Origin of the sequence: Caballeronia sp. GAWG2-1, assembly GCF_023631405.1 — a bacterium.
GTDB lineage: Bacteria > Pseudomonadota > Gammaproteobacteria > Burkholderiales > Burkholderiaceae > Caballeronia.
Genome location: NZ_JALQDD010000040.1, coordinates 333,607 through 348,929, shown reverse-complemented (window position 1 = coordinate 348,929; position 15,323 = coordinate 333,607). Strand labels below are relative to the sequence as shown.

Genomic DNA, 15,323 nt, shown 5'->3' with positions numbered 1-15,323 from the left:
ATTCTCCTTGTGAGCATGCTTGTGCGATGGAAACCGTGCGGCGGCGAAGGGCGGGGCGCTTGCCTCCGTTTGCATCTGTTTGCATCCGTTTTGTCCGTCCCGGCCGCGCAGAAGCCACAGGATACGCCGTGTGCGGCACGCTCGCCGCACTGCCGCTTGCCGGACGGCCCTCGCTATATTCGGTGGTATATTGCGAAAACAGACGCGGACCGACCATTCCCGCCCGATCGAACATGAGGTGATCATGCAGGCCCCTCCGTTTCCACTTGCCCGCCCGACTCGCACCGGCATGCACGCGCACACGTCCGACGCATGTTGCGAGCCGCAGCCGCAACGAGTCGCGGCCGTGGCTGCCGACGCGCGCGGCGCGAGGAAGCGCGTGCGGCTCTCCGAGCTGGATTCGCATCTGCATTGCTCGATTATCGGTACTTGTCTCTCCACCAACGAGTTGCGCAAGCTGGTGCCGAAGTTCACGAACCTGGATCGTCATCACGCGAGCGATCTCGACATTCACCACGCGGCGGTCGAACTGGCGATTGCGGGCGGCGCGGGCGCGAAGGCGCTCAACAAGGCGCTCGACGAACGTTATTCAGGCGCGCTCCGCCGTTTCGATGCCGCGCGCAGCAGCGACGCACTCCTCGACCTTTGGTCCGATGCGCTCAAGTCCGGCGACATCCCGCCCGCCTACTGGGCGCTGATGACGCATCCGCACGCGAATATCGAAGTGCGGCAGTCGGCGTTTGGCGAGCTGCACATGCTCTCGCATCTCGTGGGCGCGGCGAATCGCGCGGATATCCGGCGTCTCGTGGCGCTCGAAAAAGAGAACGCGGAGCTGCGCGACAAGATCGAACGGCAGCAGGCGCGTCTGCTGGAAGTGAGCGGCGAGCGCGACGCGTCGCTGCGCCAGTTGAGCGAGTTCGCGGCGCAAGGCGAACGCAAGCCGGAGACGGACCCGAGCGAACTCGAGGAAGAAGTGCGACGCCTGCGCGAAAAGGCCGAGGAAGGCGAGCGCCGTCTCGCGCTGCATACGAGCCGTCGCGAAGCCGCGGAACGGCGCGCGCAGCAGGAAGAGGGCGAAGCCGAGACGCTGCGCGCGCGGCTCGCCGAGGCACAAGCGCTATTGAAAGTCGTGCAGGCGGAATGCGCGGCGCTGGAACGCGCGACGCTCGATAACGCCGAAGCGTCCGACACGCGTCAGCGCGCCTTCGACTGGGTGAACGGCAAACGCATCGTCTATGTGGGCGGCAGACCGAACTCGAACGCCGTGTTGAAGTCGCTCGTCGAAGCGGCAGGCGGCGCGCTCACCGTGCACGATGGCGGTATCGAGGATCGCAAGGGATTGCTCGCCGCCGCGCTGCCGAACGCGGACGTGGTGCTGTTTCCGGTGGACTGCATCGACCATGATTCGATGAACACGTTGAAGCGCGTCTGCGACCGTCACGGCGTGGACTACGCGCCGTTGCGCACGGCGAGCGTGGCGAGTTTCGTGGAATTCGTCGCGCGGCTGGATGTCGACGAGCGCGTGAGCCGCACGAGCGCGCCGCCGCGTTCGGTGTTCTGCCTGCGCCACGGTTAGGACTTGAGGAGCTTCGTCAGTGCGCCGATGTGTCCGGCGCACGCAGCGTGCGCTTCGGTTTCGATATCGCGGTAAAGCTGCACGATGCGTTCGCCCACGGGCGTCAACACGCAGCCGCCGCCGCTCTGGCCGCCTTGCTCCGAGACGGTCGCGGGCGACTTCAGCGAGCGGTTCAATTCGTCGATGAGCAGCCACGCGCGCCGATACGACATGCCGAGACTACGCGCCGCCGCCGAGATCGAACCGTGTTCGCGCACGGCTTCGAGAAGCACCACTTTGCCCGGCCCGAGCGCGATTGCTTCACCTTTGCGGATGCGCATGCGAAAGCGCACTTCGACGGCTTCTTGGGCCGTCGCCGCAGGTTTCGTTTTGAGGGATGTGGCCATGCCCGAGAGAATACACGAACGAGACCCTCCGAACGCTACTGGCGAAACGGATAGCAGAAGCGGTAATCCTCGCAACCCGGACAGCCCGGCGCGCAGGTCGGCGCAACGCCGTTTGCGCTCGCCACCTCGTACGCGAGGAACTTCTTCCAGCGCATTTCGTCGACGTTGCGCGCGGCGAGCGCGGGGTAATGGCGTTCGAGCATGGCGCTGACATCGGCGCGGCCATCGAGTCCGAGATCGCGCCATAAATGGTCGGGACGCAGGCACGCCGTGGCGATGATCATCGCGAGACAATGCGCGTCGTCGGGAGAATGCGTCAGCGTCACGTCATGGCGCATCAGAAGCGCATGAAGATCGTGTACGAACACGCGGTGCGGCGTCCACGGCGGCGTATGATCGCCGTCGATCGTCTGCGTGAAATGGCGCGTGGTCAGGGCATCGAGTTCCGGCTTGTTGAGACCGAGCAGCGATACATCGCCGGCTTCCATGCGCGCGCCGATCAACCGCGCGAACAACACCGTATCGGGCACGGCTGCATGGGCCGCGCGAGCGAGAAGGGCGCGCGCCGCCGCGTTCACGTTCATGGCGAGTGGCCGCTGCCGAGCACGTGGGCATCCACGCGTACCAGCCGCTTCAGGTGGCGCGGCGCGTGCACCGTATCCGCGCCGGACACCAGCACCGGCAGGCCATCTTCGACGCCGAGTTCGCGATCCGCACACGCATACGCCACGATCACTTGCTCGCCCACGGGCGTGTTGAAAAGCTCATGCCAGGAAAACGTCACCGCATAGCCATCGTGCGCATGCGCGAGAAACACGGTGCGCTTGAAATCCGTGCTGCCGGGACGGCGCACGCCAGCGGCGTCGAGCAGCACGCGCAACTGCACGCCCTGATATCGTTCCACTGGTCGAATATAACGGCCGGTCGAAAAGCAGACGAGATCGAAGGGATCGATGCTCGCGCTCGCAAACTCGCGCAAGGCGGCGACATCGAGCACGAGCGGACGTTCGACCGCGCCGCCAATCTGAACGACAGGTGAAAGGCTGAGCGAATGCGCGTGATTCATGGCGATGACCGGGCAGATGCGATGTATCGCTGAATATATTACGGCAGATTGTACGATGCCATGCCTTTCGCGGCATGATGATCATGGATGCGGCATTATTCACAACTATCGTTTTCCGGCCAACGGGAGAGCCTTCATGAGCCGTCGTCCTGCGTGGATCGCGATTTTGGCGCTCGTCACCGCCGCATGCACTTCGGGCGGAGGCTCGGTCAGCGCGCCGCAGACGGTCCAGCTTTCCGGCTCGCCGAACGGCGTCGCGGTGCGCGCGTCGGATGGCGCGGTGTTCGTCACCGACGACAAGACCAACAGCATCGTGATGACCTCGAATCTCGACGCTGCATCGCCCGACTTTTCGCTCTACGCGCGCATTCCCGCGCAGGAAGGCGAGCGCGGCGCGCTCAGTCAGATTGCGTTTGCGCCGAACGGACATCTGCTCGTCGAGCGCTTCGGCTTCGGCAAGAACAGCGCGGTGTTCGACATCGCCGCGAGCGGACAAGTCGCACTTGCCGCCGATGCAAACCCGTCGCGACGCCGCCTCGGGCTCGTCGTGCTGGACAGCGGCACGTTTTTGTCGAGCTGGTTCGGCAAGGAAGGCGATGCGCCGTCGATGGGCGGCGTTAGCCTGATCACGCGCGGCGCGACGCCGGGCAGCGTGACCGAGCGCGATCTCGTCATCGGCCTGAAGAAGCCGGTGGGCCTCGCGGTCGTCGGCGACACGCTGTTCATCAGCGATCAGGCGGCGAACCGCATCTTCAAGGTCGATCTGCAGGACGCGCGCACGGCGGGCGGCCCGGTGCAGGCCACCAATGTGTTCGCCACCGTCGATGCGCCCGACCTCATGGCCGCATCGCCCGATGGCACGCTCTACACGAAATGCGGCGCGCACGCGTTGTGCAGTGTGTCGAAGCGCGGTACGGCGGCGGTCATCGCCAGCGACTTCGACGCGCCTCGCGGCGTGGCCGTCGATGTCGCGCGCAAGCGGCTGATCGCGGTGGATCGCGCGGGTGCGTCGTCGGGCAAGACGAGCGCGCTGCGCGTGTTGCCGATCAGATGAGCGAGCCCAAGGTCGACCCAAAAAAAGAAGGCGACGCATTCGCCGCCTTCTTTCGCGCCTACGTCACGTGAAACCTCAACGCGGCGACGACCAGCCCTTGTAATTCGCCACGTTTTCGCGCGTGACGAGCGTCGACGGCATGAGGATCATCGTGCTGCTTGGCTTCTTGCCGTTCATCAAGTCGTAACCGACGCTCACCGCCTGCTGCGCCATCGACCACGGGTCCTGACTTGCGGAAGCCTGAATCTGCGTATCGGTCTTGAGCGCGTTTTCGATATCCGGCGCGCCATCCACCGACGTGATCACGATATTGTTGCGACGCAGTTGCTTCGCCGCGAGATCGCTGCCGATGGCTTGCGGATCGTTGATCGCGAAGAGGCCGTCGAGCTTCGGAAACCGCGTGAGATAACCTTGCATCGCGTTCATGCCGCCTTCGCGCGAACCTTTCGCGTCCTGGTCGTCGGATAGCACCTTGATGCCCGGATTCTTCGCCAGTTCCGCCTTGCAACCCTTCACGCGATCCGTCACGGCCGAAACCTGCGGCCCGTTCTCGATCACCACGTTGCCCTTGCCGTTGAGCTTCTTCGCGAGGAAATCGCACGCGAGTTCGCCCGCCTGCACGTTGTTGGTCTGCACGGTGGCGTCCGTTCCGGCAGCGGCCACGTCGACCGCGACCACCACGATGCCCGCCGCCTTCGCCTTCTTCACGGCGGGTTCGATCGCCTTCGGGTCGACCGCGTTGAGCAGGATCATGTCGACGTGCGCGGAGATGAAGTTGTCGATCTGCGTGAACTGCTTGTTCATGTCGTAATCCGACGATACCGCCGTGACCTTGACGCTCGGATTGATCTGCTTGGCCTTGGCTTCCGCGCCGCGCGAGATGGTCACGAAGTACGGATTGCCGAGCGAGCCGACCGTGATGCCGACCGACTTCAGTTGCTTGTCGGCGGCCTGCGCGGCGGGCAGCGCCGCGCAAAAACCGACTGCGAGTGCGACGCTGGCGAAAAGCTTGTTGTGTTTGCGCATGTTGTTGTCTCCAGTGGGTCCATTCGAGTTGGACGGGCGCAGGCGGACCTGCATGCGCCCGGTGTTTTCAAAGCGAAACTTCAGGTTCGGGCCGAACCGCGCTGGCGGTAACGGTCGAGCGCCACCGCGCCGATGATGACGAGCCCCTTGATGATGTACTGCCAGATATCCGACACGCCGAGCAGCACGAGTCCATTCGACAGCACGGCGATGATCAGCGCCCCGACCAGCGTCCCGACGATCGACCCCACGCCGCCCACGAAACTCGTGCCGCCGAGAATGACCGCGGCGATGGCATCGAGTTCATACGATTGGCCGAGTTGCAGACCGTTCGCCGCATAGAGCCGCGCCGCCGACATCACCGCGCCGAGACCGGCGAGCAGTCCCGACATCGCGTAGACGAAAAGCTGGATGCCCCACACCTTGATACCCGAGAGCCGCGCCGCCTCCGGATTGCCGCCGACCGAATAGATGCGCAGGCCGAGCACCGTGCGGCGCAGAATGAACCACGAAATGGCGACGACCGCAAGTGCGATGATCACGAGCCACGGCACGCCGAGCACCGTGTCGTTGCCGATGAACGCGAACGAAAGTTGCGGGTTGAAGATGGTCGTATCGTTACCGATGAGCCGCGCAATGCCGCGCACCGCCGTGAGCGAACCGAGCGTCACGATGAACGGCGGCAGTTTGAGCAGCGAGATCAGCAGCCCGTTGACCACGCCGAAGCCGAGACCGACGGCAAGCGCGGCCGGAATGCCGAGCCAGCCGAGATGCGGCAGGTTCGACGCAAGCAGCGCGGTGACGGCCGCCGCGGACAGGATCGAGCCGACCGACAAGTCGATGCCGCCCGTGAGAATGACGAAGGTCATGCCCGCCGCGAGCACGATGTTGATCGACGCCTGCTGCGTGACGATCGACATGTTCTGCAGGCTGAAGAAGCCGTCGGTGACGATGCCGAAGCCGATGCACAGCAGAATCAGCACCGGCAACATGCCGGCGGTGCGCATCAGGACCTGCATGCGCTCGCGATGTTCGATGCGCGTCTGCCGTTCCGCCGCGCCTGGCCCGACGTTGTCCTGCTTGGTGGTGTTAGCCATGTCTCTCTCCAATGTGCTTTTATGCGGCCTGATCGAGCTTGACCTTCGAGCCCGTCGCCAGTTCGATGATCCCTTCCTGCGAAATCGGCTTGCCGGAATGTCCGCCGAGTTCGCCCGCTATCAGGCCTTCGCGCATGACGAGCACGCGGTCGGCCACGCCGATCACTTCCGGCAACTCGCTCGAAATAACGATGAGGCCGACGCCCGAGCGCGCCAGTTCGTTGATGATTCGATAAATCTCCGACTTCGCGCCGATGTCGACACCGCGCGTCGGTTCATCAAGGATCAGCACGTGCGGCCGCGTTTCGAGCAGACGCGATAGCAGCACCTTCTGCTGATTGCCGCCCGATAACGCGCCCGCGTTCACCCGCATGTTCGGCACGCGGATGGTGAGTGCGGCGATTGCCTCGCGCGCGCGGTTGTTGCCGTGCGCGATGTCCATCACGCCCATCTTGGAATCGCGTCCGGCGACCGCGACGTTGATGTTGTCGCGCACGCTCATGTCGAGAAACAAGCCCTGACCCTTGCGGTCTTCGGTGAGATAGACGAGGCCGGCGTCGATGGCATCGCGCGGCGTGCGCACCTTGAGCGGCTTGCCGTGCATCAGGATGTCGCCGCGCGTGCGTTCCTCCGCGCCGAAGATGAGGCGCGCGAGTTCCGTGCGTCCCGCGCCGACGAGTCCCGCGATGCCGAGCACTTCGCCCGCGTGCAGTTCGAGACTGCAGCCGCGCACGCGGCGGTCGTCGGCGATATCGCGCACCGACAGCACGATCTTGCCGGGATCGTAAGGCGCGTGTTCCTTCTTGTAGAAGCCAGAGATGTCGCGGCCCACCATCATCTTCACGAGGCTTTCGGCGGAGAGTTCGTCGCGCTTGAGCGTGCCGACGTAGCTGCCGTCGCGCAGCACGGAAACGCGATCCGACAGCTCGTAAATCTCCGCCATGCGATGGCTGATGTAGATGATCGCGATGCCTTCCGCGCGCAATGTGCGCACGAGGTCGAACAGCCGGTCCGTTTCGCGCGATGAGAGCGGCGTGGTCGGCTCGTCCATCACGAGGATGCGCGCGTGGGCGTGCACGGCGCGCGCGATTTCCACGAGCTGCCGTTCCGCGATGGAAAGATCGCCGACGAGCGTATGCGGCTTGAACGATGCGCCCAGCCGCTTCAATACGTCCACGCAGCCGCGCTCCATGCCGGCGCGATCCACGACGGACCACGGACCTCGGCCCTTGCGCAGTTCGCGGCCCGCGTAGATGTTCTCGGCCACCGAAAGATTGGGCGCGAGACTCAGTTCCTGATAAATCACGGCGACGCCGAGCGCACGCGCCGCGAGCGGACCGTCGATGACGACCGGCTTGCCATCGATGAGAATTTGCCCGCCTGCATCGGCCTGATACGCGCCCGACAGGATTTTCATGAGCGTGGATTTGCCCGCGCCGTTTTCGCCCATCAGCGAATGCACTTCGCCCGGAAAGACCGAAAGACGCACGTCGTTCAGCGCGCGCACGCCCGGAAACGTCTTGCTGATGCCGCGCATTTCCAGAAGCGACGTACGTGGGTCCGCGGTGTCATGCGGCATGGTTCACCTCTTGCGTTTTGATGCCCGCGTGGCGAAAGCCGGCGCGCGGGGAGAAGTTGTAGAACATGGGCAACGTGGCGGCGCCGATCGCGCCCGCATCCGGGCCGAAGGTGCCGCGCACGAGCGCGGGCGTGCCGCGTGCCTCGGGCGCGTTGGCGGTCATCGTGGTCCGGAGGCGCGCGACGAGCCGGTCGAGCAGGCCGCCGTCGATGTCGGAATCGATCACGACCATCGGCACGTCGAGCACGCACAAGGTTGCGCGCAACGCGGGCGCGAGGGCTTCGATGCAGTCCTCGATCCATTCGTCGACGGCGGGCAGGCGTTGTTCGATGCACGCCTGCAAGTCGACGCGGTTGTCCGCCGCCGCGCCGCTGTAGTGCAGATGCCGCACGAGCGCATTGAGCGAGGCGCGCGACAGCAAAATGTCCCACTGCCCAGCGGGTTGCGGGGCGGAGGGCAGGCGGCTTGGCGGCACGGGAATCACGCCGATATCGCCCGCGTTGCCGGATGCGCCGCGCAGACAATCGCCGTCGATGGCAATGCCGCCGCCGATCGCCGATCCCAGGAACAGGTAGATGAAGTCGTCGCACGTGCGGCCGTGACCGTAGAACAGTTCTGCGGTGGCGGCGGCGTTGCCGTCGTTTTCGCTGAAGACGGGCAAGTTGAGCGCGCGCGATAGGGCGTCGGGAAAATCGGTTTCGTCCCAGGCGCGGAAGTTTTCGGCGGGCAGGCCGAGTTCGCGCAGCCAGCTGCCGAGATTGAACGGCTGCGCGATGCCGATGCCCGCGAGCCGTTCACGTTCGGACGCGCTAAGCAGCGCGAGCATCCGTTCGACATCGCGCCGCACGATTTCGAGCACGACCGACGGATGCGGCAGCACCATGTCGATGGCGCTGCGCCCGAGCACGTCGCCCGCGAAATTGACGAGCACCGTCTCGATGCCGGTGCGGTCCAGCCGCACGCCGATACCGAATGCGCCGCGCGGATCGAGCCGGATGAGCGCGGCCGGCTGACCGCGCTGGCCTTCGATCCGGCGTCCGGTGTACTCGATGAGCCCGGCCTTGCCGAGCGATTCGATGATGCTGCCAACCGCCGTGCTCGTCAGATTCGCGTGACGCGCGAGATCGGCCTTCGATGCGGGCTCGGTGCGCCGGAGCGCCTGCAACAGCAGGCGTTCGTTGTAGCGCCGGACGTTCGCGGAGTTGCTGCCTCTGCCGCTTGCTGGTTTCACGCGCCTGTCTCCTGTCGAGTCAGCGCATGAAGCGCCGCTCGTTGTCTCGTGTCGCCCTCATGCGGGGCATTAATTAAATCAAGTTGATTTATTTAAAGACGGCAGCGCGTTTTTGTAAAGAGAGGGAATTCCCCAAGCCTGCTTTTAAGCAGCGAATGAAAACCATCCGTGGCATGCAATGCAAGCAACGCTCCCGACAAATGTGCGCCTTTCACACTAGGCGATAGACCCTTCAGTTCCAAGTTTCGGGCGTCCGTGCCTTTGCCTGCGTGGCGATGAGCGTTGTGCTATCGTCGGCGACACTTTTCGACATTGCGGTTGCGCCATCATGTTTTCGATCTCTCAGTCGGCCCACGCGAGTAAAACTGCCCAGTACGACGATCTGCTTCAACAGGTGCGCTCGCTGCTGGCGGACGAAAGCGATTTCATCGCCAACGCGGCGAACTTTTCGGCGCTGGTTTTTCACTCGCTGCCTGATCTGAACTGGGCGGGCTTTTATCTTTTCGACGGCGCCGAGCTCGTCGTCGGGCCGTTTCAAGGCAAGCCGGCGTGCGTGCGAATTGCGCTTGGACGCGGCGTGTGCGGCACGGCGGCACGCGATCGGCGCACGCAAGTCGTGCCGGACGTCGAGGCGTTTCCGGGTCATATCGCGTGCGACTCGGCGTCGCGTTCGGAGATCGTCGTGCCGCTCGTCGATGCCGCTGGCGCTCTGATCGGCGTATGGGATGTAGATAGCCCGATTCCCGGCCGCTTCGACGATGAAGACGCCACGGGCATGGAAGCGCTGTGCACGGCGTTCGTAGCGATTGCGTGGAGCAAGCGCGCGAAGGGTTGATGGCCGTTTCTTTGATGCGCGCGGTTTTGCAATCGGCGCGGTATGCGCTTGCAGTTTCCGTTTAGCTCGACGCGAGACACGCTCTCGGTCGAGATCACGCGGTAGTTTGCTGGACGCTTGCGGCTCTACTCCGCTCAACGCATCTCACGCAGTGGGAGCGATCACGCAATAGTTCGCTGGCCGTGCGCGTCATCACTCCGCTCAACGCAATCCATCCGTCGAACGTCGCCACGCGGTAGTTCGCTGCGTTTCGGCAAGCGTCTTCCCCGCCTGCGGCTACAATGGGGCGACCCTAACGCCCTCCATTCCGATGCCGAGCCTTGCCCGCCGCCGTCTGCTTGCCGCGTGCGCCCTGAGCGCGAGCGGCCTGGTACGTGTTCGCGATGCGCGCGCCGCCGATGGCCGCGCTACCATCGCGCTCGTGATGAAGTCGGTGAACGATCCTTTCGTCGTGTCCATGATCGACGGCGCAAACAACTACCAGCGCCATTTCGCGTCGCAACTGGATCTGATCGCGCGCGGCACGCAGGGCGACAACGACGTCGCCGCGCAAATTCAAATCGTCGAGTCTTTGATCGATGCGAAGGTCCAGGCCATCGTGATCGCGCCGACGGACTCGAAAGCGCTGCTTCCCTCGGCCACGAAGGCGATACGCGCGGGCATCATCGTGATCGCCATCGACAACGCATTCGACGACGACGCCGACGACCCGGCGTTCACCATTCCCTTCGTTGGTCCGGACAGCCGCCGGGGCGCGCGGCTCGTCGGCAATTATCTCGGCTCGAAGCTGAAAGCAGGCGATGAAGTCGGCATCATCGGAGGACCGGCGAACGACCGCAACGCGCAGCAGCGCGCCATCGGCTTCAGGGATGCGATGAACGTGGCGAACGTGCGCGTCGCGGCCGCCGACGCGGGCGACTGGAGTCTCGCGAGCGGCAAGTCCATTGCGCTGCAGATGCTCTACACGCGCCCGACCTTGCGCGGCATGTTGTGCGCGAACGATACCCTCGCGATGGGCGCGATCGATGCCATTCGCATCGCCGGGAAAAAAGGCCGCGTGCTGGTCACGGGCTATAACAACATCGACGCCGTGCAACCGATGCTGGAAGACGGGCGCCTGCTTGCGACGGTCGAGCAGTTCGGTGCGCGTCAGGCGGTATTCGGCGTGGATGTCGCGGTGAAGGCGCTACTGGAGAAACGGCGACAGCGGGATTTGTCGCCGTACATGGAGACGCCGGTGCAGGTGGTGGCGAAGGGGATGAAGCGCCCGCCGAGGCTGGGCGCGTGATCGTAATGCCTGCTGTCGCTCGATGACCTGCGCGTCGCCAGATGGGCCATGCGCGCAGGCTGAAGTTCAGGCGATCCTCTAACGCTCAACCCGCCGCCCCGCCCAACAACCCACGCGCCGCCAGACTCCGATACAACGCGCGCACCCCAAACGTCCAGGGCTCGACTTCCGTCGAAAGCTGCACCGTGTTCACGAGTGCGCCCAGACTCGGCGTGGCAATCGTCACCACGTCGCCGAGATGATGCGTAAAGCCGCCGCCCGGCGTGTCGCGGTCCTTGATCGGCGAAAACATCGTCCCGAGGAACAGCATGAAGCCGTCCGGGTATTGGTGATGCGCGCCATGCGTCTGCTTGACGAGGTCGGCGGGATCGCGGCTGATCTCGCTCATATGGCTCACGCCTTCGAGCACGAAATCGTCGTCCGCGCCTTCGATGCGCAGCGACAAAGTCGTGCCGCGCACCGTGTCCAACGTGAAGCGCTCGTCGAACAGGCGCACGAACGGGCCGATCGCGCACGAAGCGTTATTGTCCTTCGCCTTGCCGAGCAACAACGCGCTACGGCCTTCGATATCGCGCAGATTCACGTCGTTGCCAAGCGTGGCGCCAACGATCTCTCCGCGCGCGTTCACCGCCAGCACGATCTCCGGCTCCGGGTTGTTCCATTGCGATGTCGGATAAAGCCCCACGTCCGCGCCAAAGCCCACCGACGACATCGGCTGCGACTTCGAAAACACTTCCGCGTCCGGCCCAATGCCGACTTCCATGTATTGAGACCACGCGCCGCGCCGCTCCAGCTCCGCCTTCAACTTGGCCGCGCTCTCCGAGCCGGGCTTGATCTTCGAAAGATCCGCGCCGATCAACTTGTTGATGGTCTCGCGAACTTCCTTCGCCTTCGTCGCATCGCCGCCCGCCTGCTCCTCGATCACGCGTTCCAGCAAGCTCACCGCAAAAGTGACGCCGCACGCCTTCACCGCCTGCACGTCGCAGGGCGCGAGCAGGCGTGGACTGTCGGTTGCGGCATCGAGCGTGGCTTGCAGCAAATCTTCCACGGTGCCGAGGCGTTCGCCTTCAGCCGTGCGCGCGATGTTCACGGCGTCGGGATTGTCGAAGAGATCGGCTGTGGTCGGCGCGGCGCGCGTGATGTCGAACACTTCGCCCCGGCGCACGGCAACGACCGCCGGGCCGTTCACCGGCGCGGGACGCCATACGCGGCCGATCAGCAAGGCATCGGCAAAGTCTTCGGGCAGATACGCGGAAAGGGAAACGGGCTGCATGAGTGGGATCACCGTGCACGGGAAAAGGGAAAACGATCGTAGCCCGCACGTGCGTTAGTGTCCATTGGGTTGCATGTTTATCCAACCTGTTGGAATATGCGCGGTCTCAATCTCGCTTCCGGTTCAGTAGGAACCGCGACCATCGACATGGATAAAGCCTACGACGTGCCCGCGCTGCGCCGCGCGAACGACATTCTTCAGACGCTCGCCGACGCCGCCAAGCCCGTGCGCGCCGCCACGCTCGCCGAGACCACCGGGTTGTCGCGCAGCACGCTCTATTTGCTGCTGGAGACGCTTGCGCGCATGCAGTGGGTCGAGAAGCGCGACGATGGCTACGTGGTCGGCGTCGGCCTGTTCGAGCTCGGCAACGCGTACGTGCGTCACGACAAGCTGCAGGCGGCGTTTCGCGAGGGCGCGGGCGCGTTCATCAACATGCATAACGAGGTCGTGCAGCTTGCCGTGCTGGATGGCGTGCAGGTCGTGTATGTCGCGCGCGAGGACGCGCATCGGCCGGTGCGGCTCGTATCGGATCTCGGTTCGCGGCTGCCCGCGCATTGCTGCGCGCTCGGCAAGGCGCTGCTGGCCGGTCTCACAGACGATGCCATCAGCGAACGCCTGCCCGAGCGTCTCGAAGCGGTAACGCCGCGCACCATCACGCGGCGCGCGGCGCTGTTGCGCGAGCTCGCGTCCATTCGCACGAGCGGTCTCGCGCTCGAACGCGAGGAAGTGACGGAAGGGCTTGCGTGTTTCGCGGCTTATGTCGGCATGACGCCGGCGGGCAAGCGCGTGGCGGTATCGACGAGCGTGCCCATCGGAAGGCTCGATGCAAAGCGCGAAAAGCAGATTTCGATGGGCATCGTTCAGCTTGCGGCGTTGTTGCGCGGGGCGCTGTGAGCTTGTGTGAAGCGCGCTTCGATCGCCTGCATTTCGCCCGTATCGAACACGTGCCCGACGCCATGCGATGCAATCAGAACGTCGCATGCCGTATGCGTGCAGATCACGTCGCGCATGCGCGCTTCGCCGAACCTCCAGCCGGTTTCCGCTTCGCCGCCTAATACGATGAGGTCCGCGCCGATCTCGCTTGCAACATCGACAATTGCCTCGCCGACGCTCACGCCATGCGGCGGCAGCGTGATGCTACGCGCGACGCCATCGATGCCCGCGCGCTCGATCATCCGGGCGCTATAGCGCGTGACGGCGCGCGCGTGATCGTCGATGACCGCGGCGGTCTCCGTGAAATTGCACTCGGCGGTGACGACGGCCCACCACGGCGTCTGATCGACCACATGCAGCGCGGTGAGGCGCGCGTTGCAGTCGCGGGCGCGCGAGATGGCAGTGGTCAGGGCGCTTTCGCTGAGGCTCGTGCTGACCGCGACGAGAATGTGCTTGTACATGATGGCCTCCGTTGCAGGGTTTCGATTCGATGAAACGCATGATCGGCGCACAAAGTTAGGAGCGAATGAGCGGCGTGGAAACTTCTACAACGCGCATTTAAAAGCTTCCGGCCGTCGCACTTACGCGGCAAGCGCAAATTCATGCCAACCCGCCCGCACGTTCGCGCCAAGCGGACAAATGCCATCGCGGAACACGATTTGCTTGCTGCCTGCCCTCGGATGATTCCGCACGGGCGCCCCGCACACGCGGCGTCGATTGCGCGTGGTCCATCCGCAGGTCCAGAACCCGAGGTTCCACCCGGCGCATCGTCCGGGTTTCAACCTGACAAGTGAGCGGCGATGCCAGATCAACACGACTCCGAAGCCCAAGACGACGACCGCGACGACGACCGCAAGCGCGACGACGAAGGCGAGAAAGAAAAAGACAGCAAGGAAAGCAAGGACGGTAAAGACGGTAAAGACGATAAGGGCGAAAAGAAGGGGCCTGGCAAGAAACCCCTGATCATCCTTGGCGTCGTCGTGGTCGTGCTGGCTATCGGCGCCTTCGTCTGGTGGTTCATGACGCGCAACGAGATCAGCACCGACGACGCCTACACCGATGGCGACGCCGTGACCATCGCGCCGAAGGTATCGGGCTATGTCGTGACGATGAACATCGACGACAACCGCTTCGTGCATAAGGACGATCTGCTCATCAAGATCGATCCGCGCGACTATCAGGCGCAACTCGATCAAGCCAACGCGCAGCTCGGGCTTGCCCAGGCGCAGTTGCATGCGCAGGAAACGCAGCTCGAAGTGGCGCGTGTGCAGTATCCGGCGCAGCTCGCGCAGGCACAGGCGCAGGAGCAGAACGCGCGGGCGAATCTCGCGCAGGCGAGCGCGGCGTATCAGCGTCAGCAATCAGTCGATATCCGCGCGACGTCGCAGCAAAACATCGATACCGCGACCGCGCAGCAAAAGAGCGCTGCGGCGAACGTCGCGCAGGCGCGTGCGCAAGTGCGCACGGCGAGCCTCGTGCCGCAACAAATAGCCACCGTGATCGCGGCCGTCGAAGAGAAGCGCCAGCAAGTGCGTCAGGCACAGGCGCAAGTCGAAGCCGCGCAACTGAATCTCTCGTACACGGAACTGCGCGCGCCCGCCGACGGCTGGATCACGCGGCGCAACGTGCAATACGGCACCTTCCTGCAAGCTGGAACGTCGATTCTCACGCTCGTCACCACGCGCGTCTGGGTCACGGCGAACTTCAAGGAGTCGCAACTCGACCGCATGCGTCCCGGCGACAAGGTGAAGCTCGAAGTCGATGCCTATCCGGGCCTCGACCTGCACGGTCACGTCGACAGCGTTCAACTCGGCAGCGGCTCGCGTTTCTCCGCGTTCCCGGCGGAGAACGCCACGGGCAACTTCGTGAAGATCGTGCAGCGCGTGCCCGTGAAAATCGTCATCGACGATGGCATGAAGCCGGGCACGTCGCTGCCGCTCGGTCTGTCGGTCGTGCCGACCGTGATGCTCACGCACTGA

General features: G+C 64.4%; 15 protein-coding genes. 6 read left to right on the top strand and 9 right to left on the bottom strand.

Annotated features, from left to right (window positions below):
• Positions 1-244: 244 nt before the first annotated feature.
• Positions 245-1,576, top strand: a complete 1,332-nt coding sequence (locus NCR98_RS28550) for a DUF2325 domain-containing protein (protein WP_250528036.1) — start codon at positions 245-247, stop codon at positions 1,574-1,576.
• Here NCR98_RS28550 and NCR98_RS28545 read toward each other — a convergent pair.
• From NCR98_RS28545 to NCR98_RS28535, 3 genes are read right to left on the bottom strand one after another with little or no spacing between them, the layout of a single operon-like run.
• Positions 1,573-1,962, bottom strand: a complete 390-nt coding sequence (locus tag NCR98_RS28545) for a winged helix-turn-helix domain-containing protein (protein ID WP_244829888.1) — start codon at positions 1,960-1,962, stop codon at positions 1,573-1,575. The two genes, NCR98_RS28550 and NCR98_RS28545, sit on opposite strands and share 4 nt — an antisense overlap.
• 35 nt (positions 1,963-1,997) lie before the next feature.
• Positions 1,998-2,546 (bottom strand): nitrogen fixation protein NifQ, encoded by a 549-nt coding sequence (locus NCR98_RS28540; RefSeq protein WP_250510841.1) that lies wholly within the window; start codon positions 2,544-2,546, stop codon positions 1,998-2,000.
• Positions 2,543-3,028 (bottom strand): molybdopterin-dependent oxidoreductase, encoded by a 486-nt coding sequence (locus tag NCR98_RS28535; RefSeq protein WP_250468894.1) that lies wholly within the window; start codon positions 3,026-3,028, stop codon positions 2,543-2,545. Before NCR98_RS28535 ends, NCR98_RS28540 begins: the two co-directional genes overlap by 4 nt.
• A 136-nt stretch (positions 3,029-3,164) precedes the next feature.
• Here NCR98_RS28535 and NCR98_RS28530 point away from each other — a divergent pair, with 136 nt between their 5' ends.
• Entirely contained in the window at positions 3,165-4,082 is a 918-nt protein-coding gene (locus NCR98_RS28530; RefSeq protein WP_250528035.1) for an NHL repeat-containing protein, read from the top strand.
• Positions 4,083-4,157: 75 nt separating this feature from the next.
• On the opposite strand, the gene NCR98_RS28525 is transcribed toward NCR98_RS28530, so the two are convergent.
• From NCR98_RS28525 to NCR98_RS28510, 4 genes are all read right to left on the bottom strand, one after another.
• On the bottom strand, positions 4,158-5,108 hold the full coding sequence (locus NCR98_RS28525; protein ID WP_244829892.1) for an ABC transporter substrate-binding protein: 951 nt from the start codon (positions 5,106-5,108) through the stop codon (positions 4,158-4,160).
• Between the two features lie 80 nt (positions 5,109-5,188).
• Positions 5,189-6,205, bottom strand: coding sequence for an ABC transporter permease subunit (locus NCR98_RS28520; RefSeq protein WP_244829893.1), 1,017 nt, complete (start codon positions 6,203-6,205; stop codon positions 5,189-5,191).
• A 19-nt stretch (positions 6,206-6,224) separates the two neighbouring features.
• Entirely contained in the window at positions 6,225-7,784 is a 1,560-nt protein-coding gene (locus tag NCR98_RS28515) for a sugar ABC transporter ATP-binding protein (RefSeq protein WP_250528034.1), read from the bottom strand.
• Positions 7,774-9,015, bottom strand: a complete 1,242-nt coding sequence (locus NCR98_RS28510) for an ROK family transcriptional regulator (RefSeq protein ID WP_250494370.1) — start codon at positions 9,013-9,015, stop codon at positions 7,774-7,776. Before NCR98_RS28510 ends, NCR98_RS28515 begins: the two co-directional genes overlap by 11 nt.
• Before the next feature lie 328 nt (positions 9,016-9,343).
• On the opposite strand from NCR98_RS28510, the gene msrC reads away from it, so the two are divergent.
• The gene (msrC, locus tag NCR98_RS28505; RefSeq protein ID WP_250510838.1) at positions 9,344-9,850 is read left to right on the top strand and encodes a free L-methionine (R)-S-oxide reductase MsrC; all 507 of its coding nucleotides are present in this window, start codon (positions 9,344-9,346) and stop codon (positions 9,848-9,850) included.
• A 310-nt stretch (positions 9,851-10,160) separates the two neighbouring features.
• Entirely contained in the window at positions 10,161-11,138 is a 978-nt protein-coding gene (locus NCR98_RS28500; protein ID WP_250528033.1) for a substrate-binding domain-containing protein, read from the top strand.
• Between the two features lie 85 nt (positions 11,139-11,223).
• Here NCR98_RS28500 and NCR98_RS28495 read toward each other — a convergent pair whose 3' ends face one another.
• Entirely contained in the window at positions 11,224-12,411 is a 1,188-nt protein-coding gene (locus NCR98_RS28495) for a fumarylacetoacetate hydrolase family protein (RefSeq protein WP_250468881.1), read from the bottom strand.
• A gap of 147 nt (positions 12,412-12,558) precedes the next feature.
• On the opposite strand from NCR98_RS28495, the gene NCR98_RS28490 reads away from it, so the two are divergent.
• Positions 12,559-13,305 carry an IclR family transcriptional regulator gene (locus tag NCR98_RS28490; protein ID WP_250528032.1) on the top strand — a complete coding sequence of 249 codons (747 nt, stop codon included), beginning with the start codon at positions 12,559-12,561 and terminating at the stop codon, positions 13,303-13,305.
• Here NCR98_RS28490 and NCR98_RS28485 read toward each other — a convergent pair.
• Complete coding sequence (locus tag NCR98_RS28485) at positions 13,272-13,805, bottom strand: universal stress protein (RefSeq protein ID WP_250528031.1); 534 nt, start codon at positions 13,803-13,805, stop codon at positions 13,272-13,274. The genes NCR98_RS28490 and NCR98_RS28485 overlap by 34 nt on opposite strands.
• 339 nt (positions 13,806-14,144) lie before the next feature.
• On the opposite strand from NCR98_RS28485, the gene NCR98_RS28480 reads away from it, so the two are divergent.
• Positions 14,145-15,323, top strand: a complete 1,179-nt coding sequence (locus NCR98_RS28480; protein ID WP_250528030.1) for an HlyD family secretion protein — start codon at positions 14,145-14,147, stop codon at positions 15,321-15,323.

Coding starts and splice junctions, on each gene's coding strand:
- NCR98_RS28550 (WP_250528036.1), top strand. CDS start 245: ATGCAGGCCCCTCCGTTTCCACTTGCCCGCCCGACTCGCACCGGCATG.
- NCR98_RS28545 (WP_244829888.1), bottom strand. CDS start 1,962: ATGGCCACATCCCTCAAAACGAAACCTGCGGCGACGGCCCAAGAAGCC.
- NCR98_RS28540 (WP_250510841.1), bottom strand. CDS start 2,546: ATGAACGTGAACGCGGCGGCGCGCGCCCTTCTCGCTCGCGCGGCCCAT.
- NCR98_RS28535 (WP_250468894.1), bottom strand. CDS start 3,028: ATGAATCACGCGCATTCGCTCAGCCTTTCACCTGTCGTTCAGATTGGC.
- NCR98_RS28530 (WP_250528035.1), top strand. CDS start 3,165: ATGAGCCGTCGTCCTGCGTGGATCGCGATTTTGGCGCTCGTCACCGCC.
- NCR98_RS28525 (WP_244829892.1), bottom strand. CDS start 5,108: ATGCGCAAACACAACAAGCTTTTCGCCAGCGTCGCACTCGCAGTCGGT.
- NCR98_RS28520 (WP_244829893.1), bottom strand. CDS start 6,205: ATGGCTAACACCACCAAGCAGGACAACGTCGGGCCAGGCGCGGCGGAA.
- NCR98_RS28515 (WP_250528034.1), bottom strand. CDS start 7,784: ATGCCGCATGACACCGCGGACCCACGTACGTCGCTTCTGGAAATGCGC.
- msrC (WP_250510838.1), top strand. CDS start 9,344: ATGTTTTCGATCTCTCAGTCGGCCCACGCGAGTAAAACTGCCCAGTAC.
- NCR98_RS28500 (WP_250528033.1), top strand. CDS start 10,161: ATGCCGAGCCTTGCCCGCCGCCGTCTGCTTGCCGCGTGCGCCCTGAGC.
- NCR98_RS28495 (WP_250468881.1), bottom strand. CDS start 12,411: ATGCAGCCCGTTTCCCTTTCCGCGTATCTGCCCGAAGACTTTGCCGAT.
- NCR98_RS28490 (WP_250528032.1), top strand. CDS start 12,559: ATGGATAAAGCCTACGACGTGCCCGCGCTGCGCCGCGCGAACGACATT.
- NCR98_RS28485 (WP_250528031.1), bottom strand. CDS start 13,805: ATGTACAAGCACATTCTCGTCGCGGTCAGCACGAGCCTCAGCGAAAGC.
- NCR98_RS28480 (WP_250528030.1), top strand. CDS start 14,145: ATGCCAGATCAACACGACTCCGAAGCCCAAGACGACGACCGCGACGAC.